Annotated in this window: 21 protein-coding genes; 10 read left to right on the top strand and 11 right to left on the bottom strand. The window is 68.1% G+C overall.

Features of this window, described 5'->3' with window-relative positions; translation table 11 throughout:
• Nucleotides 1–13: 13 nt before the first annotated feature.
• Nucleotides 14–148 (bottom strand): 50S ribosomal protein L34, encoded by a 135-nt coding sequence (gene rpmH, locus PKE72_RS11320; protein WP_003164000.1) that lies wholly within the window; start codon nt 146–148, stop codon nt 14–16.
• A 126-nt stretch (nt 149–274) separates the two neighbouring features.
• On the opposite strand from rpmH, the gene PKE72_RS11315 reads away from it, so the two are divergent.
• Both PKE72_RS11315 and PKE72_RS11310 read left to right on the top strand, forming a co-directional pair.
• Complete coding sequence (locus PKE72_RS11315) at nt 275–1,024, top strand: TVP38/TMEM64 family protein (protein ID WP_271165475.1); 750 nt, start codon at nt 275–277, stop codon at nt 1,022–1,024.
• Nucleotides 1,021–2,493 (top strand): sensor histidine kinase, encoded by a 1,473-nt coding sequence (locus PKE72_RS11310; RefSeq protein WP_271165474.1) that lies wholly within the window; start codon nt 1,021–1,023, stop codon nt 2,491–2,493. Before PKE72_RS11315 ends, PKE72_RS11310 begins: the two co-directional genes overlap by 4 nt.
• A 3-nt stretch (nt 2,494–2,496) precedes the next feature.
• Here the strand turns inward: PKE72_RS11310 and PKE72_RS11305 are convergent, their stop codons facing one another.
• On the bottom strand, nt 2,497–2,760 hold the full coding sequence (locus PKE72_RS11305; protein WP_271165473.1) for a hypothetical protein: 264 nt from the start codon (nt 2,758–2,760) through the stop codon (nt 2,497–2,499).
• A 145-nt stretch (nt 2,761–2,905) separates the two neighbouring features.
• Between PKE72_RS11305 and PKE72_RS11300 the strand changes: the two genes are divergently transcribed.
• Nucleotides 2,906–3,373 (top strand): hypothetical protein, encoded by a 468-nt coding sequence (locus PKE72_RS11300; RefSeq protein WP_271165472.1) that lies wholly within the window; start codon nt 2,906–2,908, stop codon nt 3,371–3,373.
• Between the two features lie 10 nt (nt 3,374–3,383).
• On the opposite strand, the gene PKE72_RS11295 is transcribed toward PKE72_RS11300, so the two are convergent.
• Together PKE72_RS11295 and PKE72_RS11290 are read right to left on the bottom strand one after the other, a co-directional pair.
• Complete coding sequence (locus tag PKE72_RS11295; RefSeq protein ID WP_271165471.1) at nt 3,384–4,433, bottom strand: ribonucleotide-diphosphate reductase subunit beta; 1,050 nt, start codon at nt 4,431–4,433, stop codon at nt 3,384–3,386.
• 244 nt (nt 4,434–4,677) lie between these two features.
• Nucleotides 4,678–5,250 carry a hypothetical protein gene (locus tag PKE72_RS11290; protein WP_271165470.1) on the bottom strand — a complete coding sequence of 191 codons (573 nt, stop codon included), beginning with the start codon at nt 5,248–5,250 and terminating at the stop codon, nt 4,678–4,680.
• Nucleotides 5,251–5,478: 228 nt separating this feature from the next.
• Here PKE72_RS11290 and PKE72_RS11285 point away from each other — a divergent pair, with 228 nt between their 5' ends.
• From PKE72_RS11285 to PKE72_RS11275, 3 genes are all read left to right on the top strand, one after another.
• The gene (locus PKE72_RS11285) at nt 5,479–5,910 is read left to right on the top strand and encodes a hypothetical protein (protein WP_271165469.1); all 432 of its coding nucleotides are present in this window, start codon (nt 5,479–5,481) and stop codon (nt 5,908–5,910) included.
• Between the two features lie 436 nt (nt 5,911–6,346).
• Complete coding sequence (locus tag PKE72_RS11280) at nt 6,347–7,003, top strand: glutathione S-transferase family protein (protein ID WP_271165468.1); 657 nt, start codon at nt 6,347–6,349, stop codon at nt 7,001–7,003.
• Between the two features lie 922 nt (nt 7,004–7,925).
• Nucleotides 7,926–10,310 (top strand): TonB-dependent receptor plug domain-containing protein, encoded by a 2,385-nt coding sequence (locus PKE72_RS11275; RefSeq protein WP_271165467.1) that lies wholly within the window; start codon nt 7,926–7,928, stop codon nt 10,308–10,310.
• 34 nt (nt 10,311–10,344) lie between these two features.
• Here the strand turns inward: PKE72_RS11275 and PKE72_RS11270 are convergent, their stop codons facing one another.
• Nucleotides 10,345–12,465: a hybrid sensor histidine kinase/response regulator gene (locus PKE72_RS11270; RefSeq protein ID WP_271165466.1), complete on the bottom strand. Its 2,121-nt coding sequence runs from the start codon at nt 12,463–12,465 to the stop codon at nt 10,345–10,347.
• Nucleotides 12,466–12,641: 176 nt separating this feature from the next.
• On the opposite strand from PKE72_RS11270, the gene PKE72_RS11265 reads away from it, so the two are divergent.
• The 4 genes from PKE72_RS11265 (at nt 12,642) to PKE72_RS11250 (ending at nt 15,376) form a co-directional block, all read left to right on the top strand.
• Nucleotides 12,642–13,052, top strand: coding sequence for a translation initiation factor IF-2 (locus tag PKE72_RS11265; protein WP_271165465.1), 411 nt, complete (start codon nt 12,642–12,644; stop codon nt 13,050–13,052).
• 74 nt (nt 13,053–13,126) lie between these two features.
• Complete coding sequence (locus PKE72_RS11260; protein ID WP_271165464.1) at nt 13,127–13,723, top strand: hypothetical protein; 597 nt, start codon at nt 13,127–13,129, stop codon at nt 13,721–13,723.
• A gap of 328 nt (nt 13,724–14,051) precedes the next feature.
• Nucleotides 14,052–14,702, top strand: a complete 651-nt coding sequence (locus PKE72_RS11255; RefSeq protein ID WP_271165463.1) for a LysE family translocator — start codon at nt 14,052–14,054, stop codon at nt 14,700–14,702.
• A gap of 98 nt (nt 14,703–14,800) precedes the next feature.
• Nucleotides 14,801–15,376, top strand: coding sequence for a CC0125/CC1285 family lipoprotein (locus PKE72_RS11250; RefSeq protein ID WP_271165462.1), 576 nt, complete (start codon nt 14,801–14,803; stop codon nt 15,374–15,376).
• 72 nt (nt 15,377–15,448) lie between these two features.
• On the opposite strand, the gene PKE72_RS11245 is transcribed toward PKE72_RS11250, so the two are convergent.
• The 6 genes from PKE72_RS11245 to rimP form a co-directional block, all read right to left on the bottom strand.
• Nucleotides 15,449–16,555, bottom strand: coding sequence for a serine hydrolase domain-containing protein (locus PKE72_RS11245; protein ID WP_271165461.1), 1,107 nt, complete (start codon nt 16,553–16,555; stop codon nt 15,449–15,451).
• A 75-nt stretch (nt 16,556–16,630) separates the two neighbouring features.
• Nucleotides 16,631–17,440, bottom strand: coding sequence for a helix-turn-helix domain-containing protein (locus tag PKE72_RS11240; protein ID WP_271165460.1), 810 nt, complete (start codon nt 17,438–17,440; stop codon nt 16,631–16,633).
• Between the two features lie 121 nt (nt 17,441–17,561).
• On the bottom strand, nt 17,562–20,615 hold the full coding sequence (gene infB / locus PKE72_RS11235; RefSeq protein WP_271165459.1) for a translation initiation factor IF-2: 3,054 nt from the start codon (nt 20,613–20,615) through the stop codon (nt 17,562–17,564).
• 105 nt (nt 20,616–20,720) lie between these two features.
• On the bottom strand, nt 20,721–21,380 hold the full coding sequence (locus PKE72_RS11230; RefSeq protein ID WP_271165458.1) for an RNA-binding protein: 660 nt from the start codon (nt 21,378–21,380) through the stop codon (nt 20,721–20,723).
• Between the two features lie 18 nt (nt 21,381–21,398).
• A complete protein-coding gene (gene nusA / locus PKE72_RS11225) occupies nt 21,399–23,138 on the bottom strand; it encodes a transcription termination factor NusA (protein WP_271165457.1) in 1,740 nt (579 codons plus the stop codon).
• Entirely contained in the window at nt 23,138–23,737 is a 600-nt protein-coding gene (rimP, locus tag PKE72_RS11220) for a ribosome maturation factor RimP (RefSeq protein ID WP_271165456.1), read from the bottom strand. The genes nusA and rimP overlap by 1 nt, the downstream gene beginning before the upstream one ends.
• Between the last annotated feature and the right edge of the window lie 44 nt (nt 23,738–23,781).

The raw sequence follows: 23,781 nt of genomic DNA, 5'->3' as shown, positions 1-23,781 counted from the left end.
ACGCGCAAGCCGCTTACGCCGTCAGGCGCTTGCGGCCCTTGGCGCGACGGCGCGCAACAATCTTCTGGCCGTTCTTGGTGGCCATCCGGCTGCGGAAGCCGTGACGGCGCTTGCGCACGAGTCGCGACGGCTGATAGGTCCGCTTCACGGTCGGCTCCTGACGTTAAAAGGTTGGGCGGCGGGGCAAGAGGCGTCCGTCGCAGGAAGGGCGGGCGTATAAGTCGCATGTCCGCGTGAGTCAACGCTCGGACGGCATTTCGGGAATGAAGAGCGTATGGCGAAACGAACGGCGAAGGAATGGGGCCTGCGACTGCTGCCGCTGGCGGTCATCGCCGGCCTAGTGGTCGCCTTCTTCGCCCTGGGCTGGAACCGCTATCTGTCGATGGATCTGATCCGCGAGCACGGGCTGAATCTTCAGGCCTACGCCCAGGCCCATTGGTGGATCGCCCTGGTCGCCTTCATCGCCGTCTACGCCGTCGCCACCGCCTCCACCATTCCAGGGCCGGTCTTTCTGACCCTGCTGGGGGGGATGATGTTCGGCCCCTATGTCGGCGCCCTGGCCCAGGCCAGCGGGGCCACAATAGGCTCGGTCGTCATCTATTTCGTCTATCGCACCTCGATCGGCACATGGCTGCGCGCCAAGTTCGAGGCGGACGCCGGCTTCATGGATCGGCTGGCCAAGGGGATCGACCGCAACGCCTTCACCACCCTGTTCACCCTGCGCGTCATCCCCAGCGTGCCCTTCGTCCTGGTCAACGCCACGGCGGGCATGATGGCTGTGCCGCTACGGCCCTATGTGATCGCCACCTTTATCGGCCTGCTGCCGTCCACCTTCATCTACACCTGGATCGGGTCGCAACTGGCCGACCTGCTGCGGGCCGGGGTGCGGCCGGACCTGCCGATGCTGCTGCGCCAGTTCTTCTGGCCGCTGATGGGGGTGGTCTTCCTGTCCCTGCTGCTGCCCATCGGCATCAAGCTGGTGCAGATGATCCGCGCCCGACGCGCAGAGACCGCCCCGGCATGAGCGCGCTGTTCGACAAGGCGGCGGCGGCGCTGAAACTGTCGCCCGAGGCGGTGGAGACCTGGCGCGAGCGGCTGCGGCCTCGCGCGCCCGACGGCCTGTCGGCCCGACTGCTGCTGCTGACCGTAGCCTTCACCCTGGCGGTCGAGGCCCTGATCATGGGACCGAACCTGGCCGCCTTCCACGAGCGCTGGCTGCGCGACCGCCTGCAAGCGGCCGAACTGGCCTCGGTCGGGGTCGAGGCCCTGCCCTATAGCGCGGTCGAGGACGACACGGCGGCCGAGCTGATGCGGATCGGCGGGGTCCAGGCCGTGGCCCTGACGGAACAGGGGGTCCGACGTCTGCTGCTCCAGGCGCCCAACCTGCCCCGCGCGCCCGAGCTGATCGACCTGCGCCAGCAGAACAGCTGGGCGCGGCTGACCGACCCCTGGCGCACCCTGTTCGGCCATCCCGACCGATCGTTGCGGGTTCAGGCCAAGCCCCGCTATCGCTCGGGCGACTTCATCGAGATCGTCACCCCGGCCCAGCCGCTGAAGCTCGAACTGAAGGCCTTCCTGCTGAACAGCCTCCTGGTGTCCCTGCTGGTCTCCCTGACGGCCGGCGCCCTGCTGTACGGTGGTCTGGCCTTGCTGGTGCTGCGACCCCTGCGGCGCGTCACCCGGTCGATGGAGCGGTTCGCCGCCGATCCCGAGAGCGAGGCCGAGGCGCCGTCCGACCGGCATGATGAAATCGGCCGGGTCGAACGCGAGCTGTCGCGGATGCAGGAGGAGGTCCGTCAATCGCTGCGTTCGCGCGCCCGGCTGGTGGCCCTGGGCGAGGCGGTGGCCAAGATCAACCACGACCTGCGCAACATGCTGACCTCGGCCCAGATGGCGTCCGAGCGGCTGGCGACCTCGGCGGACCCGCAGGTGGCCAAGGCCTTGCCGCGGTTGGAGCGGGCGCTGAGCCGGGCTGCGAGCCTGTCGCGCAATGTGCTCGAATACGGCCGCAGCGAGGAGCCGGCGCCCCAGAAGACCCGCGTGGTCCTGACCAAGGCCCTGACCCTGGCGGCCGAGGATGCGGGGCTGGAGCCGGACGGAGTGCGGCTGGTCAAACAGCTGCCGGCCCGGTTCGCGGTCGAGGCCGATCCGGATCAGCTCTATCGGATCCTGGTCAATCTGATGCGCAATGCGCGGCAGGCCATCGAGGCCGATGCGGGGCGGCCGGCCGAACGGCGAGGGAAGGGGGCGATCACGGTCAGCGCCTTTGGCGAGGACCGGCTGTGCGTCATCCGCATCGCCGACGACGGGCCGGGCATTCCGCCGCGCCTGGCCGAGCGGCTGTTCGAACCCTTCGTCAGCTCCAAGAGCTCGGACGGATCGGGTCTGGGCCTGACCATATCGCGTGAGCTGGCGGCCCTGCACGGCGGGGAGCTGAGACTGGTCCCAAAAGAAGGCGAAGGTGCAGTCTTCGAGCTGCGCCTCCCCGCCTGATCCCTATTCCAGCCCGTCGTCGGAGACGACGAAGGTCCGGTTCGCAGCCTTGGCCTGGGCGGCCAGTTCGTCCTGCACCAGATGCCAGCGCCGCAGCCGCTCGTAGTCGATGGCGTGCTCGGGCGAGGCGTCCAGCCAGTGCCGGAAATCCTCGATCTGCAGCCTGGCGTTGGGTGCGGCGGGATCGGGCAGGGGCGGAACATTGGGCAGCTGGCGCGCCACTTCGGCGGGGATGGGGAAGTCTCCGGACGAGGTGCTGAGGATCATGGCGTGGGCTCGGTGGCGGGGATGACGTCAGAGAGGACCTCGACCATGACGCGAAGCCGCGTCGGGCGCCACCTTTTCGTCACGAGGACGTTGTTGCGGCGGAGCTTCTTAAAGGCCAAGCTGGGTCAGAACCCTGGAGATGTCCATGATCATCCGCGCGTCCCTGATCTGCGCCCTGCTGGCGGCGACGGCGGTTCAGGCGGCCCCGCAGGAGGCCCCTGACCCTTACCGCGACCAGCGGGCCCTGCCCGATCCCAACGACCCGGCCGCGCGCGAGGCGCTGGAGCGGGCGCGGGGCGAGGCCTATCACCGGGCCGAGGACTCCAAACAGACCGAGGAAGAGCTGCGGCTGACCCGGGCCCTGAACGACGAGATCGCGGCCCAGAACAGCCTGGCCGACCGGGCCGATGAGGCGGCCCGGCTGGAGTATGACGCGGCCCTGGCCCGGCACCAGATCGAGGTCCGGCGGATCGAGGACCAGGCCCGGGCGGCGGCCGAGGCGACCCGAGCGGCCCAGGACCAGTATGACCGCGACTATGCGGCCTGGCGCGAGCGGGTGCGGCTGTGCCAGTCGGGCGTGCGGAGCGCCTGCGCGCCCCCCACGCCGCAATAGGCCGGTAGGCTCAGCCGGCGACCAGGCTCATGTCGCGGCGGGCCATCATGCGGTCGAACTCGGTCCAGACGCCGTCGGCGCCGTGCCAGTTTCCCTGGGTCGCGGCCTTCGAATATTCGGTGGCGCGAGCCTCGAAGAAGTTGGCGTGTTCGACGCCCGACAGCAGGGACTGCAGCCAGGGCAGGGGGTTTTCCGTCACCCCATAGACTTCCGGCAGCTTCAGCTGGCGCAGGCGCCAGTCGGCGATGAAGCGGATATATTGTTTGATGTCTTCGGGGGTCATGCCTTGGACCGAGCCCATTTCGAAGGCCAGGTCGATGAACTTGTCCTCCATGTTCACCACGGTCTTGCAGCAGTCGACGATGTCATCGGCCACGGTCTTGGTGACGGCCCCCGTCTCCTTGTTGAAGGCGTGGTACAGCTTGATGATGCCCTCGCAGTGCAGGCTCTCGTCGCGCACCGACCAGGACACGATCTGGCCCATGCCCTTCATCTTGTTCATGCGCGGGAAGTTCATCAGCATCGCGAACGAGGCGAACAGCTGAACCCCCTCCGAGAAGCCGCCGAACATGGCCAGGGTCCGGCAGATGTCAGCGTCTGAATCCACGCCGAACTGACCCATATAGTCGTGCTTGTCCCGCATGGCCTCGTATTCCATGAAGGCGCCGAACTCGCTCTCGGGCATGCCGATGGTCTCAAGCAGCAGAGCGTAGGCCGCGATATGGATGGTCTCCATATTGCCGAAGGCGGCCAGCATCATCTTCACCTCGGTCGGTTTGAACACCCGACCGTAGCGTTCCATATAGTTGTCCTGAACCTCGATGTCCGCCTGGGTGAAGAAGCGGAAGATCTGGGTCAGCAGATTGCGTTCATTGTCGTTCAGGGTCGAGGCCCAGTCCTTGACGTCCTCGCCCAGCGGCACCTCTTCCGGCATCCAGTGGACCTGCTGCTGCTTCTTCCACATGTCGAACGCCCACGGATAGCGGAACGGCTTGTAGGCGGCGGACGGGGTCAGAAGACCGGCGCGGTCGGGGCGGATGATCGGGGTGATGGCGTTCATCGAACTGGACCTGAAAGAGCGATTCCGGAGAGGGGTTCACCATGCGACTCCGCGCGCCCGGCGCCAAGTCGGAAATCACCTATTTGGTGATCACAAATTGTCCTACCCGCTACATCTTGTGGTTTGGATTGAGGAAACTGGGGACGGGCCTGGGGATGGTCCGCCGACCGTCCAGGCCGGCGAATGCAGCGGCGTGTCGTAAAAACAGGGTGACAAACCGCCAAACCGCCAAATCCATGCAGTCTCATGGCGCATCCTCCTGAGGCCCTGAGACGCCGGACGCCCGTTCGGCCGTCGCGGCCACCAGGGCGTCGACCGCCTCCACCGCCTTGGTCGCCTCCAGGAAGGCGGCGAGGATATGGTCGGTGTCGCGGAACGGCCCGGCCTCCTGCTCCAGGGTCCGGCCGGTGCGTTGGCTGAGCACGACCAGCCGCATCCAGCTCGCCGCCTCGGCCGGTCGCCGCATGGCCGCCGCCTCGCAGGCCTGTTTGAAGGCGTAGCGGCGCAGTTCGGCGGGCTGGGGGTCCACCAGCAGGGTGAAGAGATCCTTCTCATGCGCCAGCCGGGTCTTTTCCAGCTCCGTATCGCCGCCCGGCGGAAGGGAAAAGTCCGGCACGACGCCGCGGCGGACCAGGCGCTCGCGGGCCGGATCGCGTCTCTGGTCCTGACGTCGCCATCCCCCGGCGGCGGCGTGGCGTTGCACGGAGCGTTCCGACACCCCGTAGCGTTCGGCCACGACGGCGGCGGCGTCGCCCGACTGAAAGTCGCGGCGGATACGGAGCCAGAGATCGGATTGGGTATTGGGTTCATCGGTCATGGGCGCGAGTGTAAGCCCGGTTCCGAACGCGGATATTCAGAGGGTGGTTTTTATATCTAACACTCTGATTTCACACACACCCGCACGATAGGCTTGAAATTTTTTTCACCATTCACATCGACCAAACGATAAGCGCAGACAGAAGCAGAACATGTCTTTACCCCTAAACTTTGACCTTCTTTCTTTCCGGCCTTGCGGAAAGAAGCGAGTCATGGTCTATGGCCCCTCATGAACCCGCTGCAGCAAATCAGAGACAAGCGCGCCCACCTTGCGAGGCAACGAGCAGCTATTGACCTTCAGGATGCAGAACTGGAAGTCGCCGAAAAAGTGCTGGTCAGATTGGAGGCCGAGAGACCCGAGGGTAAGACATTTGAGCTGCAGCCTGTTCAGCCTGGCAAGAACGACGAACCTCGCGACACATTTGCGTTCGACGTGCCGCCAATAAGGCTCAGCCGTCGAGAACTCGTGCTTGAGGCGCTAAAGGGCGAAAAAATCTGGATGACCTCAGCGGAGATAAACGAGGAAATCGCCAAGCGACACGGCGCTCAGATCAAGCCCACATCCTTCTACCCCATGCTCTCAAACCTCAAAAATGAGGCAGTGATCAAGCGGGAGGGAGACAGAATGGCTCTAGCCAGTCGGATCGAGGGGGAAGGGTAATGTAACCCCAATAGCAGAAAACCCGCCTTTCGGCGGGCTTCCACATCTTAGGAGCCAGGGCCCCACAGATTTCTAGCGGTAGAAGTTTGAACCAAAATCCAGCTCCTAAGTCAACCCAGAACTACGCGCAGCAAGGGAGCTGAGCATGCCTAAGCGTGTCCGAAAACGACGGAAAACTTTCATTCCGCCAAACCACGGGGACCGGTGCCGAGAAAAATACCGACCACCAAAACCAACACCTCATCCACGACAGTAGTGGGATCGCCGCCAGACTTGCTTTCGGGTCTGGCGGCACTTCACCTTGCCCCCTGAAGGCTACGTTCCGGCGTGTCTGTCGCAGACGGCGCTTGCGTCTTTTCACCTTTTCCGGGGCAAGTAGCGATCGCATCTTCGCTCATCAGTCATGGGCCAACGCGAATAACTGAAGGGGGATCGGATGAGTTTCACCGTCTATGGCGCCGCCGGGTCCGGATCGGTTCCGGTCGAGGCGGCGCTGACCCTGCTGGGGCTGGACTATACCGTGGTCGAGGCGCCGACCTGGGAGGGGGAGGCCGAGCGGGACAAGGTGGCGCCGGTCAATCCGATGCGGCAACTGCCGGTCCTGGTCACGCCCGAGGGCGAGATCCTGACGGAGAGCGCCGCCATACTGATCTGGCTGGCGGACCGTCATCATCCCGCCAGCCGTGCCGGGGCGGGGTTGGCGCCCAGGCCGGACGACGCCCGGCGCGGGCAGTTCCTGCGCTGGATGAGCTTCGTGCCCGCCGCGATCTATTCGATGTACTGGGTGCGGGACGTGCCTTCGCGGCTGGCGGGCGACGATCCGGAGGATCAGGCGCGGATCCTGCAACGCACCGAGGACCGGATCGCGGAGTGCTGGGGGATGATGGACCGCCAGATCGCGCCGGGGCGGTTCCTGCTGGGCGAGAGCCTGACGGTGCTGGACCTCTATGTGGCCGTGGCCAGCCGGTGGACGCCGCGCCGCGCGCGCTTCTATGAGGTCGCGCCGAAGATGGCGGCGGTGGTGAGGCGGGTGGATGAGCTGTCGGAGCTCAGGGGGTTCTGGGCGGAACGGTTTCCGTTTGAGGCGGAGTGATCGAGGGTCGAGCCCGCGGCGAAGAGCCCCTCCACCACCGCGCAAAGCGGCGCGGCGGTCCCCCTCCCCGCACAGCGGGGAGGAGACGGTGGGACGGACCCTGGCTGTCTCCTCCCCACAAGGTGGGGAGGTGGATCGACGCGCAGCGGAGAGACGGAGGGGGTCTTGAACGCGCGCTTCTCCTTTCGTCATTCCGGGCGAAGCGAAGCGGAGACCCGGAACCCAGCGGCGCCGTAAGGCGAAATCCATCCGCCGCAGGATGCTTGAACACCGAGTCCGCGACAGGTTCGCGCTCTCGCGCGCCGCTGGGTTCCGGGTCTTCGGGCCAAGCGGCCCTTCGCCCGGAATGACGAAAGTTGGGAGTGAGGCGGGTGGATGAGCTGCCGGAGCTCAGGGGGTTCTGGGCTGAACGGTTTCCGTTTGAGGCGGGGTGATCGAGGGTCGACGCCCCTCTTCTTTCGTCATTCCGGGCGCAGCGCAGCGGAGACCCGGAACCCAGCGGCGCCGTAAGGCGAAATCCATCCGCAGCAGGATGTCTGAACACCGAGACCGCGACAGGTTCGCGCTCTCGCGCGCCGCTGGGTTCCGGGTCTTCGGGCCAAGCGGCCCTTCGCCCGGAATGACGAAAGGGAGGGTGTAGATTCTCTATCCGCCGTCCTCAGCAAACATGGCCCCTCCCGCGCATTGACCCGCCGCATCTCCGCCCTGATATGGCCATGACCGCGAGGCGCTCCCCCTGACCGCGCGGTCGGAGACGACGATGTTCAAAGTCCTGACACAGGCCGGCCCTTATCGGCGCGGCGGACGATGTAGCGGCTGAGGCCGCCCTATCCGTCACATCCAACCCCATAGGCCGGACGTCGAAGACGCCGGTTCCGCGCGCCCGTGCGCGCCAAGAAACAATCATCAGGAAATCTCTCAAATGCGCACCGCTTTCAGAGCCGCCTCGCCGGCTCTTCTCGCCACCGTCTCCGCCGTCGCCCTGCTGAGCGCCGCGCCCGCCTTCGCTCAAGACGCCGCCGCCCCCCAGACCCCGGATGAAGCCGCGACCGTGGACGAGATCGTCGTCACCGGCACCCGCGTGCCCAATCGCTCGCGCCTCGACACCCTGGCGCCGGTCGATGTGGTCACGGCCCAGAGCCTGCAGAACCGGGGCACGACCGAGTTCGCTGCGGCCCTGGCCCAGTCGGTGCCGTCCCTGACCTTCCCGCGCCCCTCGGCCAACGACGGCAGCGACTCGATCCGTCCGGCGACCCTGCGCGGCCTGTCGCCCGATCAGACCCTGGTCCTGGTCAACGGCACCCGCCGCCACGCTTCGGCCCTGGTCAACACCAACGGCGTCGTCGGCCGCGGCTCGGCCGCCGTGGATCTGAACGCCATTCCGACCGCGGCCCTGGACCGGGTCGAGGTGCTGCGCGACGGGGCCTCGGCCCAGTATGGGTCGGACGCCATCGCCGGGGTGGTGAACCTGCGGCTGAAGGAGGCCTCCAGCGGCGGCGGCGCCAGCGTCACCTATGGCCAATATCTGACCACGGTAAAGACCGCGCGCGGCGAGCGCGACGAGGAGGACGGCGCCACCACCACCGCCTCGGCCTGGCAAGGGTTCGCCCTGGGCGACGACGGCTTCCTGACCCTGTCGGCGGAATATCTGAACCGCGAGTCGACCAACCGGTCCGACTATGATCCCCGCGCCGCCGCCAACGGCGCCGTGACCGCCCGGTTCGGCGATCCGGATGTCGAGCAGTGGACCGTCTTCGCCAACGCCGGCAAGGGGCTGGGCAATGGCTGGGAAGCCTATGGCTGGGCCGGCTATCAGGACCGCGACAGCTCCGGCGCCGCCTTCCCGCGCCTGTCGGACAACGTCAACAACGTCACGAGCGTCTATCCGAACGGCTTCCTGCCCAAGGTGGCGGTCAATTCCCAGGACGCGTCGCTGGCCGGCGGCCTGCGCGGCGTCATCGCCGGATGGGACGCCGACGTCAGCCTGGTCTATGGCCGCAACGCCCTGGATTTCCGCACCGAGGATTCGCTGAACTCGACCTATGGGGCCGCCTCGCTGACCAGTTTCGATTCCGGCAGCCTGATCTATGACCAGCTGGTGCTGGGCGCCGACTTCAGCCGGCAGTTCGAGGCGGGTCTGGCGGGCGGGCCGCTGAACCTGGCCTGGGGTCTGGAGCAGCGCTGGGAGAATTATAAGATCGAGGCGGGCCAGCCGGAAAGCTACAACCGCGGGCCGCTGGGGTCGAACACGGCCCTGTCGGGCGGGGCCCAGGGCTTCCCCGGCTTCCAGCCGTCGAACGAAGTGGACGTCGATCGCGACAATTTCGCCGCCTATGCCGATATCGAACTGCCGATCACCGACAAGCTGACGGTCGCCGGCGCCGTGCGGTTCGAGGACTATTCCGACTTCGGCGACACCCAGACGGGCAAGCTGTCGGGCCGGTATGACTTCACGCCCAACTTCGCCCTGCGCGGCTCGGTCTCGACCGGCTTCCGCGCCCCGTCGCTGCAACAGTCCTATTTCACCTCGACCTCGTCGGTGATCCAGGACGGGGCGGTGGTGGAGACCGGCACCTTCCCGTCGGTCAGCGCGGTGGGGACGGCTCTGGGCGGACGGCCGCTGAAGCCCGAGACCTCGACCAACTATTCGCTGGGCGCCGTGGTGCGGCTGGGGGCCTTCGACCTGACGGTGGACGCCTACAAGATCGACATCGAGGACCAGATCGTCCTGTCCGAGCTGATCCGCAATCCGACCCTGCTGACCCCGCTGGGGGTCCAGGCGGCGCGCTTCTTCCTGAACGGGGTCTCGACGACGACGGAAGGGGTGGACGTGGTCGGCCGCTATCGCCTGCCGACCGACAGCGCGGGCGACTTCGACTTCACCGTGGCCGCCAACTTCAACGACGTCTCGCTGGACACCGACCTGTCCACCACCCTGTTCGGCCGCCAGCGGATCCTGACCATCGAGGAGGGCACGCCGGACGTGAAGGTCTCGGCCGGGGCCGACTGGCGGCTGCAGAAGTGGGGCGCCACCCTGCGGGCCACCTATTACGGCGACGTGCTGCAACCGGGGTCGGTGGCGGCCAACGACTACCGCACCGGCGAGAAGACGGTGATCGATCTGGAAGGCCGGTATCAGCTGACCGACCGGGTCGGGCTGGCGGTCGGGGCGGACAATCTGTTCGACGAATATCCGGACGCGACTCCGGCGTCGCTGAATTCGAACGGGGTGCTGGGCTATCCCTACAACTCGCCGTTCGGCTTCAACGGGCGGTTCGTCTATGCGCGGGTCAACCTGACCTGGTAGGCGGCCTCAAGCGGCCCCCTCAGGTGGCCCCCCCTCAGGCGGCCCGGACGTCGTCGACCCTGTGTTCGGCGGCGTCCATGGCCTGGTCCATGGCGGCGTAGAGCTTGGCCTGGGTGATGGGCTTGGCCAGATGGGCGTCCATGCCGGCGGTCAGGCAGCGGGCCACGTCCTCGGGCATGGCCTCGGCGGTGACGGCCAGGACGGCGATCTCGGCCGCCGGGCCTTCGAGGGCGCGGATGGCGCGGGTGGCGGCGACCCCGTCCATCACCGGCATGCGCACATCCATCAGCACCAGATCGAAGGCGCCGGCCCGCACGGCATCGACCGCCTCGCGGCCGTCGCAGGCCTCGGCCGTCTCGCAGTCGGCGGCCTCCAGCATGATCCGCATCAGGTCGCGGTTGGACGGATGGTCGTCGACGATCAGGACCCGCATGCGCCGGTCCTGCACCGGCAGGGCGTCGGGGGTCGCGGCGACCTCGACGGCGGGAGCGGGAATCTCGACGGTGAAGGTCGTGCCCATCGCCGGGGCGCTCTCGACCCAGACGGCGCCGCCCATACGGTCGATATGGGTCTTGGCCAGGGCCAGGCCCACGCCGGCGCCTTCATGCGCGCGGCGAGTGGTGGCGTCGGCCTGTTCAAACAGGCTGAAGACGCCGGCCAGGACGTCTTCGGTCATGCCGCAGCCGGTGTCGTGGATCTCGAACCGCAGCCGGTCGTCGCGCCGCTCGACCTGGATGCGCACGCCGCCCCGACCGGTGAACTTGACGGCGTTGCTGCCCAGATGGTGCAGGATCTGGCGCAGGCGCCGGCCGTCGGTCAGGGCCGCGCCCTCGGCGCCGGGCAGGTAGTCGACGACGAAGTCGAGACCGCGGATGGTCGCCCATTCCCGCGCCGGCCGCACCGCCTCGTCCACCAGGGCGCGCATGTCCACGGGTTTGGAGACCACCTCCCCGCCGCCGCTCGACACCTCCAGCAGGTCCTCGATCAGCCGCAGCATGGCCTCGCCGCACTGGTGCACGGCCTCGACCTGACGCCGGCCCTCGGCGTCCAGCTCGGGATGGCGCGACAGCAGGTCGGCGTAGCCGGTGATCCCGGTCAGGGGGGTGCGCATCTCGTGGCTCATCATGGCCAGGAAGCGCGACTTGGCGGCGTCGGCCTTCTCGGCGCGCTGAAGAGCGGCGAGCGCCGTCTCGGTCCGATCATGCAGACGGGCGAACAGGCGCCGGCGCTCGGTCGACAGGGTGGTGATCGGCAGCGCCGTCGCCATGACGGTCAGCAGGAAGAGGTGAAGCACATTCATCTGGCGCATCACCGCCGGAATGGAGGCGAGGGCGGGATCCTGGCTCAGCCGGGTCAGCACCACGGGGCCGCTGCCGATCAGGGTCGCCCCCACGGCGATGACGGAGATGAGGCCGACCGCCCCGGCGGTCCACGGCGGCGACAGGCGGAAGGCCAGCAGGATCAGGGGCGGGAAGATGATGAACAGGATCGGCGCCGTGGTCTGGCCGAAGGCCCACAGGGCGGCGGCGCACATCAGACCGACCAGAACCCCGACCTCGACCCGCGAGGCCTGGGCGTCATGATGGAACCGGTGCCGACGCGCCACCAGCAGCAGGGCCGGGGTGACGATCATCATCGCCAGCAGCTCCATGTCGAACAGATGGTGCAGGCGGAAGTTGAGAACCTCGAGCGGCATCGGGCGGACCAGCAGGACGATCAGGCCCGATAGCACCGTGGTCAGCGCCACCGCCGGTATGGCCGCGCCGACGGCGAAACGGAACAGGCGTTTTGGCCGCCTCATATCCAGGGCTGCGCCGCACAGGCGCCGGGCCAGCAGGGTCGCGACCGCCACCTGCAACAGGTTCAGCCCGGCGTTGGCGAAGACGAACAGGGGCGTGTCGCCCCGGACGATATTGCTGCCCAGATTGATCAGGACGCAGCCGATCAGAACGGCCCGGGCCTTGTCGCGCGGCAGTTGCAGCACGGCGGCCAGCAGGACGGCGTTGGCGGGCCACATGACGGTGGCGTGCAGCGCCGCCATGCTCCACTGGCCCAGGCTCAGGGCGGCGACGAACAGCAGGACATAGAGCCAGGGGGGCGCCCCAGCCTCAAGACCGGCGTCATGCCGGAAGAATCGCCAACGCCCCCGTCTCAAGGTCTTTCCGCTCCCGTCCATGAGCCTCAATTGGCGGAGATTGCTTAAGAATCCCGTTCTCCCAGAACTAGGTAGAATCACGCATAGGCGCTTCGCCTTGCTCAACCCGGCCGATGGCCCCTACGATAAGACACGGATCTGGCGGCGATCGGCCGCTCTTTTTGGAGTGTCCGCCCATGCGTCTTCTGTCCTGCGCCGCCGCCGCCCTGATCCTGGTCGCCGCCCCCAGCTTCGTCTCGGCCCAGACCGCCCCCGCCGCTCCAGCGGCCGAGAGCCCGGACGAGGCCGCCTTCGAGGCGCGCGCCGAAGCCTTCGGCAAGACGATGGAGACGATGGCGACCGAGATGCAGGCTGCTGCGGCCCAGACGGACAAGACCAAGGCCAAGACCGACCTGGACGCCCTGCAGGCGCGTTATCAGCCCGTAGTCGACGCCTTCGCCGCCGATGTTCAGGCCTTCGCCAGCGCCCAGGGGGCGCCGGCGGATCAACTCGCGGCGGCGGAGACGCAGATCAAGGCGATCCCCGCCATGGTTCGCGCCCAGGTCGAGGCCGCCGCCGCTGCGCCGGCGCCCGCCACGCCGCAATAGTCTTACCGCGATTTCACTTGAGGCCGGGCGGCCTTGGGCGGAGTTTGATCGGGTCGTCAACGGGGAAGCCACCCATGATCCGCGCTCTCAGCCTGACCGCCGCCCTGGCGCTCCTGCCCCTGTCCTCCGCCCTGGCGCAGGACGGCGGCGCCAGTCCCGCCGCCGCCAACCCCGAGTCCGCCGAGGCCCGGCTGGAATCCGCCGCCGACGCCTTCGAGAAGCGGATGGAGGCCTTCGGCAAACGGGCCGAGGCCATTTCCGAAGACGCGAGCCTGAGCGAGAGCGAGCGCGGCCGGCAGATCGCCGCCCTCTGGTCCGACTATGCGCCCGACGTCGCCGCCTTCACCGCCGAGGCCACGCAACACGCTTCTGAACTGGCCGCCGAGGCCCTGAAGGACATCGACGTCGACGCCCTGGTCGAACAGGCTATGAACGACCCCGAGGTTCAGCAGGCGATGGAGGAAGGGCTTCAGAAAGGCATAGCCGCCGGAACCGGCATCGCCCGCAACAGCGCCTGGACCAATCCCGACCCGGAGCAGATGGAGACCTACGGCCTGATCGCCCAGTACGCCCTGGACCAGGCGAGCGACTCCCTCGAGTCCGAGGACGAGGCGCCGGAGGCGCCCGAAGCGCCTGAAGCCCCGGAACCGCCCGAGACGCCGGCCGCCTGACGCTGCTCACTGGCGCTGCCGACCGAGGCTCTCGCCTCGAGGAAAGAGGCCGCCTGCCCCCCATCTTTCGTCATTCCGAGCGTAGCGCAGCGTAGACCCGGAACCCCTCGTCATCCTCCGGCCCGCGAAGCGGGACCGGGGGAGGCGCCGAAGGCGAAATCCATCCGACGCGCCGTTTCTAAACCTTGAGTCCGCGACAGGTTCGGGCTCTCGCGCGCCGCTGGGTTCCGGGTCTTCGGGCCAAGCGGCCCTTCGCCCGGAATGACGAAAGGGAGAGGAAGCAGGCCTCTTCTTGACCGCGCCCGCGATCGCAGCGACACGACGCCGCATGGCCGCCCTTCCCGTCGATCCGCACCTCTATTCGACCTTTTTGGGGGTCATGGTGGTGATGGCCATCACACCGGGCCCCGCCAATCTGTTCGCGGTCGCGACCGGGGTGGAGAAGGGGCGGGCCTCGGCCCTGGTGGGGGTGGTCGGCATGAACTGCGCCACCCTGGTCTGGTTCGCCGCCGCCGCCCTGGGCCTGGGCGCCCTGGTCAAGGCCTTTCCCGACGCCTTTCACCTGATCGCCATAGGGGGCGCCCTCTATGTCGCCTGGCTGGGGATCAAGGCCCTGCGCGGCGCCTGGCGCGACGCCGCCCCCGCCGACCCCCAGCAGCCCGACCACGCCGTCGCGGTGCGCAAGGGCCGCAGCGCCTTCGTCGACGGTTTCGCGGTCCAGATCGCCAATCCCAAGGCCATATTGTTCTTCACCGCCGTCCTGCCGCCTTTCCTGGACGTCGAGCGGCCGGTCGCGCCGCAACTGGCCCTGTTCGCCCTGGCCGTGATCGGCATGGATATGATGTCGATGAGCGCCTACGCCCTGTCCGGCGCCGCCCTGTCGCAGCGCATGCAGCAGCCCCGGTTCCGGCGCGGCTTCGGCCTGTTCGTCGGCATCCTGTTGCTCACGGCGGCCGTACTGATTGTATTAAGGCTCTAGACGCGGTCCGGCTTCGTCCTAGATTGACGGGGAACATGGCCGTTCATGCGCCGTTCAGCCGCCAGCGCGCCCGAATGGGCGATCAAGGAGTTGATTTCATGAAAGCCCTACCCAGAAACAGGACGGCGCTCCGGGCCCTGGCCCTGACCGCCGTCGCGGGTCTGGCCCTGGCCGCCTGCGCCACCGCCACCCCCTATCAGCCCGCCGGCCTCAACGGCCAGCGCGGCGGCTATGCCGAACAGCGGGTCGAGTCCAACCGCTTCCGCGTCAGCTTCGCCGGAAACTCGGTGACGTCGCGCGAACAGGTCGAGATGGGCCTGCTGCTGCGCTCGGCCGAACTGACGGTCGAGAGCGGCTATGACTGGTTCGCCACCGTCAACCGCGCCACCGACCGCGACACCCGTTTCGTCTCCACGCCCGATCCCTTCTACAGCCGTTACAACAGCTTCTATGGCCCCTACTGGGGTCCGTCGTGGCGCTATTACCGCGGCGGCTTCTGGAGCCCGTGGAACAGCTGGGACAACGACTTCGACACCCGGCAGATCGACCGGTACGAGGCCAATGCCGAGATCATCATGGGCCGCGGTCCCAAGCCCGCCGGCGACCCCAACGCCTTCGACGCTCGCGACGTGGTCCAGAACCTGTCCTCGCGCGTCACCCGTCCGGCGCCCTGAGCCGCCGCGAGCGCCAAAAGAAAAGGCCCGGAACCTGGGTTCCGGGCCTTTGTCGTTTCAGGCCGCGCCCGCCTATTTCATCGCCGCCAGGGCGTGGCCGGCGATCAGGGCGTCGGCCAGACCGTGCGGATTGCGGACATTGTAGTTCTCGGTCGTCACCACCACGACCGTGTCCAGGTCCGGAACGATCACCACCTTGTTGCCGCCGGTCCCCGCCATCGCCCAGGCGGGATGGGCCACGCCGTTGACCTGATAGGTCGGCAGCCAGATCAGATAGCCGTAGTCGCCCCGTTCGGGATCGACCGTGGAATGCGGGGCGGTCATGGCCTTCGTAAAGGCCTCCGGCAGCACCTGACGGCCGTCCCAGCGGCCCTGGTTCAGCAACAGCTGGCCCAGGGTCAGCAGGTCGCGGCTGCGCAGGCCCAGGCCGCCGCCGCCCTGGGCCAGACCCATCGGCGAGGTCTGCCATTGCTCGCCCTCGATCCCCAGCGGGCCGAACAGGGCGTCGCGCGCAAAGGCCTGAAGCGGTTCGCCCGTCGCCGACTGGACCACGGCGCCCAGGGTGGTCACGCCGGCGGTGCAATAGCTGAAGGCCCGGCCATAGGGCTGATCCGCCGGTTTCGGAATCCAGGCCGGAAAGCCCCGGATCGGCAGGTCCAGGGCGAACTTGACCCAGTCCTCGATCAGATACATCCGCTCCTCGTTGCCGCGCGAGAAGGAATTGTCGTCGTCGCATTCCAGCAGCGAGCTCATGGTCAGCAGATCCTCGACCGTGATCGCGGCCTTGCGCGGGTCGGGATTGTCGAACGGCCCGTGGTCGGCGACGAAGGGCAGGATCGGGGCGTCGACGCCGGCGATGTCGCCGCGCGCGACGGCGGCGCCGACCAGCATGGCGGTGACGGTCTTGGTCACGGAGCGGGTGTTGCGCCGGCTCTCGCGGCCCGCCCCCTCGGCACCGGCCTCGTCGAAATAGACCTCATGGACCAGCCGGCCGTGGCGGGCGATCAGGACGCTGGTGATCTTCTGGAAGGTCCCGGCGCGGACGGCGGCGTCCATGGCCGCCAGCCCCTCGGCCGAGACCCCCTGGCTTTCAGGCGCGGCGACGGGCCAAGCCGGTTCGGCCAGGACCGGAGAGGAGATGAGCGCGAGGCCGAGGGCCGCGATAAGCAGGGGACGCATGACAATCCTTGAAGAGGAGCGAGACCCGAGGTGTGGCAGGATGCTCGCGCCGGGTCTTGAACAGGTGAAACCGGCTCAGGCGAACAGGGCGCGATAGCGGCCGGGCGTCAGGCCGTAGATGGAACCGAACTCGCGGGTCAGATGGCTTTGATCGGCATAGCCGCCGAGCGCGGCCAGCTCGGCCAGGTCCACGCCCCGGGCCAGACGCCCGGCGGCGCGATCGGCCCGCGCCTGGCGAATGGCGGCGGCCGGCGAACGGCCGAAATGGCGACGATAGCGGCGCGCCAGCGAGACGGCGTGAACGCCGACGATGCGGGCCACGGTGGCCACCTCCAGCCCCGGCCGGTCGGCCAGGTCGTGCAGAACCTCATGGGCCCGCAGCAGCCACTCGGGCGCCGGGTCCTCGTTCAGGTCGCCGGGGGTCAGCACCGCCGCCGCCAGATCCAGGGTCAGCCCCTCCATCGCCACCGCGTCCCCCGCCGCGAACCGGCCGGCCACCCCGATCAGACGTCGCGCCGCGCCTTCGGCCAGGGCGCCGCGCAACCGCATAGGGTCGCCGCGCCCGGCGCTCTTCGGCGGATCGAAGCTGATGGACAGGAAACGGCCGCCGGCGGCGGTGAAACAGTCGCGGTGTTCGACGCCCGGCGGGTTCCAGACCAGGGCGCCGGGGCCGAAGGCGGCGCCCTGGGGCGTCAGGGGGTCGTGCGCCAGGCTGCAATAGCCGTCGTCGAGCGCCAGGATGAAATGGGCGTCGTCATGGGCGTGAAACACGACGCTCTCGGGCGGACGGTCGGCGATCCACAGGCCGACGCGAAACCCCCCGGCCTCGACCGTGCGCGAGGCGGCGCCGAAGAAGTCGCCGGACGACAGATGTGGTCTGGCCATGAACCGATCCCTGTGCGGCGTCTCCCGCCACGCTTGGCATGATGCGCGGGACGGACGCAAAGAAAAAGGCCCGGAACCTGGGTTCCGGGCCTGTCTCTGTCGGTGCTGTCGCGACCCTGGACTAGTCCAGGGTGCGCTTGATCTCTTCGACCGTGAAGCACTCGATGTAGTCGCCTTCCTTGATGTCCTGGAAGCCCTGGAACTGCATGCCGCATTCCTGGCCGGCCGTGACCTCGTTGACCTCGTCCTTGAAGCGTTTGAGCGTGTTGAGCGTGCCCAGTTCGAGCACGACCACGTCGTCGCGGACGATACGGACGCGGGCGCCCTTGCGGACCACGCCTTCCGACACCCGGCAACCGGCGATCTTGCCGATCTTGGAGATATCGAACACCTGCAGGACGGCGGCGTTGCCCAGGAAGGTTTCCCGTTGCAGCGGCGCCAGCATGCCGGACAGCACGCCTTTGATATCGTCCAGCAGGTCGTAGATGATCGAATAGTAGCGGATCTCGACGCCCTCGCGGTCGGCCAGATCGCGCGCCTGTTTCGAAGCCCGGACGTTGAAGCCCAGGATCGGCGCCCCGGCCGACTTGGCCAGGTTGACGTCGCTCTCGGTGATGCCGCCGGCGCCGGAATAGACGGTGCGGGCGCGCACCTCGTCGGTGCTCATCTTGTCCAGCGACCCCATGATGGCTTCGGCGGAGCCCTGGACGTCGGCCTTGATGACGACCGGCAGTTCCGAAGCCTTCTTGGAGCCCAGCTTGGCCATCATGTCGACCAGCGAGACCGAACCGCCCGAAACCTGGGCCTTTTCGCGCTTCACCCGCTGGCGGTATTCGGTCAGCTCGCGGGCGCGGGCTTCGGATTCCACCACGGCGAAGACGTCGCCCGGAGACGGGGCCTCGTCCAGACCCAGGATCTCGACCGGGACGGACGGACCGGCCTCGGTCAGCTGCTCGTTGCGTTCGTTCAGCAGGGCGCGAACCTTGCCCCACGAGCCGCCGGCCACGACGATGTCGCCGCGCTTCAGCGTGCCGCGCTTGACCAGGACGGTGCCGACCGGGCCGCGGCCCTTATCCAGCTTGGCCTCGATGACCACGCCCTCGGCCGAGCGATCGGCGTTGGCGCGCAGGTCCATGACCTCGGCCTGGACCAGGATGGCTTCCAGCAGGCCGTCGAGGTTCATCCGCTCCTTGGCCGAGACCTCGATGATCTGGGTCTCGCCGCCCAGGTTTTCGGCGATGACTTCGTACTGCAGCAGCTCGTTAACGACCTTCTGAGACGTCGCCCCCGGCTTGTCCATCTTGTTCACCGCCACGATCAGGGGCGCATTGGCCGCCTTGGCGTGCTGGATGGCCTCGATGGTCTGGGGCATGACGCCGTCGTCGGCGGCCACGACCAGCACCACGATGTCGGTCACATTGGCGCCGCGCGCCCGCATGGCCGAGAAGGCGGCGTGGCCCGGGGTGTCCAGGAAGGTGACCTTCTGGCCGTCTTCCAGGCGCACCTGATAGGCGCCGATATGCTGGGTGATGCCGCCGGCTTCGCCGCCTGCGACGTCGGTGGTGCGCAGGGCGTCCAGCAGCGAGGTCTTGCCGTGGTCGACGTGGCCCATGATGGCCACGACCGGAGCGCGGACTTCGGAGGCGTCGGCGTCGTCGGCCTCGCCCAGGAAGCCGGTTTCGATGTCGGACTCGGAGACGCGTTTCACCGCCATGCCGAATTCCTCGGCCACCAGTTCGGCGGTGTCGGAATCGATCACATCGTTGATCTTCATCATCAGGCCCTGTTTCATCAGGAACTTGATGATGTCGACGCCGCGGACGGCCATCCGGTTGGACAGCTCCTGCACGGTGATGACGTCGGGGATGACCACTTCGCGCGGACGGTTGGGCGCGTCGGTCGAGCCGCCCTTACGCTTTTCCTTCTCGCGTTCGCGGGCGCGACGGACCGAGGCCAGCGAGCGCATCCGCTCGGCGGCGTCGCCGTCGCCGACCACGGACTGGATGGTCATCCGGCCTTCGCGGCGCTTGGGCTCGCCGCGCGTGCGGCTGACCGCCTTGCCGGCGTCGGAGAAACGCTTCTCGCGATCGTCGTCGCGGCCGACCGGGCGGCCGAAGCCGGCGCCGGGGGCGCGGCTGGGGCGAGCCACCTCGGCCTGGGCCGGGGGCGCATTCGGGGTCGCACGACCGCCGGGGCCGGTGCGCGGACCGCCGGGACGGGCGGCGCCGGGGGCCGGACGCGGGTTCAGGGCCGAGTAGCGGACGGGTTCAGCCGGCTTGGCGCCCTGCGGACGGCCGGCGCCGCCGGGGGCCGGACGGGCGCCCTGGGGGCGATCCGCTTGCGGACGATCCGTCTGCGGACGATCCGTATAGGAGCGTTCGCCGCCGCCCATGGCCTGTTCACGGGCCGAACGACCGCCGAAGGCGGGACGCTCGGGCGCCGCGCGCTGGGGATTGCCGGGCTTGGGCACGCGCTGGCCGAAGTTGACGACCGGACGCGCCGGAGCCGCCGGACGGGCCGGAGCGGCGGGAGCCGCCGGGGCAGGCGCTGGCGTGGGGGCGACCGGAGCCGGAGCCGGAGCGGCGGCGACGGGCGCAGCCGGTTTGGGCGCGGGCTTGGCCGGAGCGGCGGGGGCCGCAGCGGTCAGCTTGGCGGCTTCGGCGCGGGCGGCCTCGGCGGCGGCCTGAGCGGCGGCGGCCTGAGCCGCAGCGGCCTGGGCGGCGCGTTCGGTGGCGGCGGCCTGTTCGCGCGCAGCGGCTTCAGCGGCGGCCTTGGCGGCGGCGTCGGCCGCAGCCTTGGCGGCGTTGGCCTGGGTGGCCATGGCGATGGCGCGGCGACGCGCTTCCTGCTCTTCGGCCGACAGGGCGCCGCCGGCCGGTTGCGACGACCGCTGACCCTGGGGCCGGTTCTGGGAGGCGGCCTGTTGCGGGCGCGCGACGTCGAAGCCCTGAGGCCGTTGCGGTCCGCCGGCGCCGGGTCGGCGTTTGGTCTCGACCACCACCGTCTTGGACCGCCCGTGGCTGAAGCTCTGCTTCACGGTTCCGGTCGGGACCGATCCCACAACGCGCGGCTTCAGGCTCAGCGGCGCGCGCGGCCCCGTCTGGGACGGCGTGCCGCCCGGGGCGCCCTGGCTCGAACCTTGGCCTTGGTTGGTCTTGTCGTTTTCGTCGCTCATACGGTCGCTTTAATAGGGCGGAAAATCCCGCCGTCGTCTCAATGCACATGAACGACCGTGAGCCCGTCTCCGCCCTTGGAGACAGGCCCTCGGCCGCCAAAATCCTTAGCTCGCCCCTGAAGGGGTTGCTCCCGCCGATCCGTCCTCGTCCCTGGGAAGATCCCAGTGAGCGGGGCGAAGCGGCCGAAATCCAGCCAATCGTTCGACCTCCATGGTCCACCGATCGGCCCGTCCGCCCGCAAGCAGGACGGCGTGTATCGCATTTTCCAGCCCAAGGGCCAAACTCAAATCGTCCACAGTGAACGCGCCGCAGATTTTCGCGGTCTGATGGCGGGCCAGGGCGAGGATTTTGCCACGCCCGTCGGCCGAACCGTCGGCGGCCTCGATCACCCAGGCGACCTTGCCGGCCCGCAGATTGGCGGCGGACTTCTCGAAGCCAGAGATAAGCACGCCTTCGCGCCGGGCAAGACCCAGCTGGTCGAGACAGCGCCGGAACAGCAGCCGTTCGACGACATCGGCCAAGTCGGCCGGGGCGGTCAGCTTGGTTTTGGCGGCGCGGGTGAAGCCGTTCTTCTTGACCGCCGTCTCGATCGAGGTGCGGCTGGCTTCGACCCACAGGCCGCGTCCGGGCAGTTTCCTGCCCAGGTCGGGAACCACCTGGCCATCGGGCCCGGCGACGAAACGGATCAGGCGAGATTCGTCCATGACCTCGTGAGAGACGAGGTCCCGGCGTTCCCGATCAATCGTTGCGTCGCGCAAGCTCATATGTGGCCAGGTCTCCCATCACGCGTTCGACGGTTCGGAGTCGTCCTCGGCGAGGACCTCCGTTGCGTCTTCGGGGGCGTCTTCAGCCGGGGCTTCGCCGAACACCTGGTCCGGGTCGTATTCGCCGTCGGCGAAGTCTTCCTCGGCCTCTTCCGGCGCGGGCTGCGGCAGTTCCGAGGCGTCGATCCAGCCGGCGGCGACGCGGGCCTGGAGGATCAGCATTTCGGCGTCTTCCTGGGCCAGGTTGAAGCTTTCCAGCACGCCCGGGACCTTGACCCGTTCGCCGTTCTTCACTTCGTAGCCGCCGCGGATTTCGTCGGTGGCCAGGTCGGCCAGGTCCTCTACGGTCTTGACCCCGCCTTCGCCCAGGGCGACGGCCATGGCCAGGGTCACGCCCGGAACCTGCAGCACGCCGTCCTCGACGCCCAGTTCGACGCGCTTGGCGTCCAGCTCGGCGGCCTTGCGGTCCAGGAAGTCGCGGGCGCGGGCCTGCAACTCTTCGGCGGTCTCTTCGTCGAAGCCTTCGATTTCCGAGACTTCGTACGGGTCGACATAGGCCAGGTCTTCCACCGTGGCGAAGCCTTCGGTGACCAGCAGCTGGGCGATGACCTCGTCCACGTCCAGGGCTTCCTGGAACAGGCCGGTGCGCTCGCTGAACTCGCGCTGGCGGCGCTCGGAGTCCTGGGACTCGGTGATGATGTCGATCTGCCAGCCGGTCAGTTGCGAGGCCAGACGCACGTTCTGGCCGCGACGGCCGATGGCCAGCGACAGCTGTTCGTCGGGCACGACCACTTCCACGCGGCCGGCTTCTTCGTCGAGCACGACCTTGGAGACTTCGGCCGGGGCCAGGGCGTTGACGATGAAGGTCGGCTCGTCCGGGTTCCACTGGATGATGTCGATCTTCTCGCCCTGCAGTTCGGCGACGACCGCCTGAACGCGCGAGCCGCGCATGCCGACGCAGGCGCCGACGGGGTCGATCGAGCTGTCGTTCGACAGGACGGCCATCTTGGCGCGCGAGCCCGAGTCCCGCGCAGCGGCGCGGATCTCGATCACGCCGTCATAGACTTCCGGCACTTCCTGGGCGAACAGCTTGGCCATGAAGCCGGGGTGCGCGCGCGACAGCATGACCTGCGGGCCCTTGGCCTCGGGCCGGACGTCGTAGATGTAGGTGCGGATCCGGTCGCCGATGTTGAACACTTCGCGCGGGATGGACTGGTCGCGGCGCATGACGCCCTCGCCCCGGCCCAGGTCGACGATGGTGTTGCCGTATTCGACGCGCTTGACCGTGCCGTTGACGATCTCGCCGACGCGATCCTTGAACTCTTCGTACTGGTTGGCGCGCTCGGCCTCGCGGACCTTGCCGGTCACGACCTGGCGGGCCATCTGGGTCTGGACGCGGCCGAACTCGAACGGCGGCAGGGTCTCGACATATTCCTTGCCGACCTCGGCCTCGGGATCGCGCTTCAGCGCGTCCTTCAGGCGCACCATGGCGCTGTCGTTGAACTCTTCCAGCTCGTCTTCCGGCTGCCAGTCGTCCTCGACGATGGTGACGTGACGGGTCAGGGCCAGTTCGCCGGTCTTGTGGTCGATCTTGGCGCGGATGTCGTGATGGGCGCCGTAACGCGACTTGGCGCCCTTCTGGATCGCCTCCTCGATCGCCTCGATGACGATCTCGCGCTCGATGTTCTTCTCTCTAGCCACGGCCTCGGCGATCTGCAGCAGTTCGAGGCGGTTGGCGGAAATACCGGTGACGGCCATCAGGCGTTGTCCTCAGAAGGGGTCGTGGTGTCGGTTGTGTCTTCGGCGGCCTCACCTTCCGGCAGGCCGTCGTCTTCAGGTTCGCCGCGCGCGGCGCGAATGGCGGCGCCCCGTTTCATCAGGGCGTCGGTCAGGACCAGTTTCGCATCGCTCAACCAGTCGAAGGGGATCAGGGCGGTTTCGTCCTCGCCGTCCAGGTCGATCAGGACATTGCCGTCCTCATAGCCGGCCAGAACGCCCTTGAACCGCTTGCGGCCCTCGATCATCCGGTCCGTCTCCAGCCGCGCCTCCTCGCCCTCGAACAGGTCGAAGTCGATGGGACGGGTCAGGGGTCGGTCGATGCCGGGCGACGAAACTTCCAGCATATATTCGCCGGCGATGGGGTCGGCGGCGTCGAACACCTCCGACACGGCCCGGCTCAGCTTGGCGCATTGCTCGACCGAGATGTCGTGGTCGGACGGGCGTTCGGCCATGATCTGCAGACGCTGGCGCTTGGAGCCGGTCATCAGGCGGACGCGCACGACCTCGAGACCGAGCGACTCCGCGATGGGGTCGATCAGCTCCAGCAGTTGGCGGTCCTGGGCGGTTCTTGCGCGCAAGCGGCGATTATCCAAAACAAAAGCGGCGGTCCGTCCGGGCCGCC

It is taken from the genome of Brevundimonas intermedia, assembly GCF_027922165.1.
Classification (GTDB): domain Bacteria; phylum Pseudomonadota; class Alphaproteobacteria; order Caulobacterales; family Caulobacteraceae; genus Brevundimonas; species Brevundimonas intermedia.
The sequence above is the reverse complement of the archived record's forward strand: the minus strand, read 5'-3'. Positions and strand labels throughout refer to the sequence as shown.

Coding starts and splice junctions, on each gene's coding strand:
- PKE72_RS11315 (WP_271165475.1), top strand. CDS start 275: ATGGCGAAACGAACGGCGAAGGAATGGGGCCTGCGACTGCTGCCGCTG.
- PKE72_RS11310 (WP_271165474.1), top strand. CDS start 1,021: ATGAGCGCGCTGTTCGACAAGGCGGCGGCGGCGCTGAAACTGTCGCCC.
- PKE72_RS11305 (WP_271165473.1), bottom strand. CDS start 2,760: ATGATCCTCAGCACCTCGTCCGGAGACTTCCCCATCCCCGCCGAAGTG.
- PKE72_RS11300 (WP_271165472.1), top strand. CDS start 2,906: ATGATCATCCGCGCGTCCCTGATCTGCGCCCTGCTGGCGGCGACGGCG.
- PKE72_RS11295 (WP_271165471.1), bottom strand. CDS start 4,433: ATGAACGCCATCACCCCGATCATCCGCCCCGACCGCGCCGGTCTTCTG.
- PKE72_RS11290 (WP_271165470.1), bottom strand. CDS start 5,250: ATGACCGATGAACCCAATACCCAATCCGATCTCTGGCTCCGTATCCGC.
- PKE72_RS11285 (WP_271165469.1), top strand. CDS start 5,479: ATGAACCCGCTGCAGCAAATCAGAGACAAGCGCGCCCACCTTGCGAGG.
- PKE72_RS11280 (WP_271165468.1), top strand. CDS start 6,347: ATGAGTTTCACCGTCTATGGCGCCGCCGGGTCCGGATCGGTTCCGGTC.
- PKE72_RS11275 (WP_271165467.1), top strand. CDS start 7,926: ATGCGCACCGCTTTCAGAGCCGCCTCGCCGGCTCTTCTCGCCACCGTC.
- PKE72_RS11265 (WP_271165465.1), top strand. CDS start 12,642: ATGCGTCTTCTGTCCTGCGCCGCCGCCGCCCTGATCCTGGTCGCCGCC.
- PKE72_RS11260 (WP_271165464.1), top strand. CDS start 13,127: ATGATCCGCGCTCTCAGCCTGACCGCCGCCCTGGCGCTCCTGCCCCTG.
- PKE72_RS11255 (WP_271165463.1), top strand. CDS start 14,052: ATGGCCGCCCTTCCCGTCGATCCGCACCTCTATTCGACCTTTTTGGGG.
- PKE72_RS11250 (WP_271165462.1), top strand. CDS start 14,801: ATGAAAGCCCTACCCAGAAACAGGACGGCGCTCCGGGCCCTGGCCCTG.
- PKE72_RS11245 (WP_271165461.1), bottom strand. CDS start 16,555: ATGCGTCCCCTGCTTATCGCGGCCCTCGGCCTCGCGCTCATCTCCTCT.
- PKE72_RS11240 (WP_271165460.1), bottom strand. CDS start 17,440: ATGGCCAGACCACATCTGTCGTCCGGCGACTTCTTCGGCGCCGCCTCG.
- infB (WP_271165459.1), bottom strand. CDS start 20,615: ATGAGCGACGAAAACGACAAGACCAACCAAGGCCAAGGTTCGAGCCAG.
- PKE72_RS11230 (WP_271165458.1), bottom strand. CDS start 21,380: ATGAGCTTGCGCGACGCAACGATTGATCGGGAACGCCGGGACCTCGTC.
- nusA (WP_271165457.1), bottom strand. CDS start 23,138: ATGGCCGTCACCGGTATTTCCGCCAACCGCCTCGAACTGCTGCAGATC.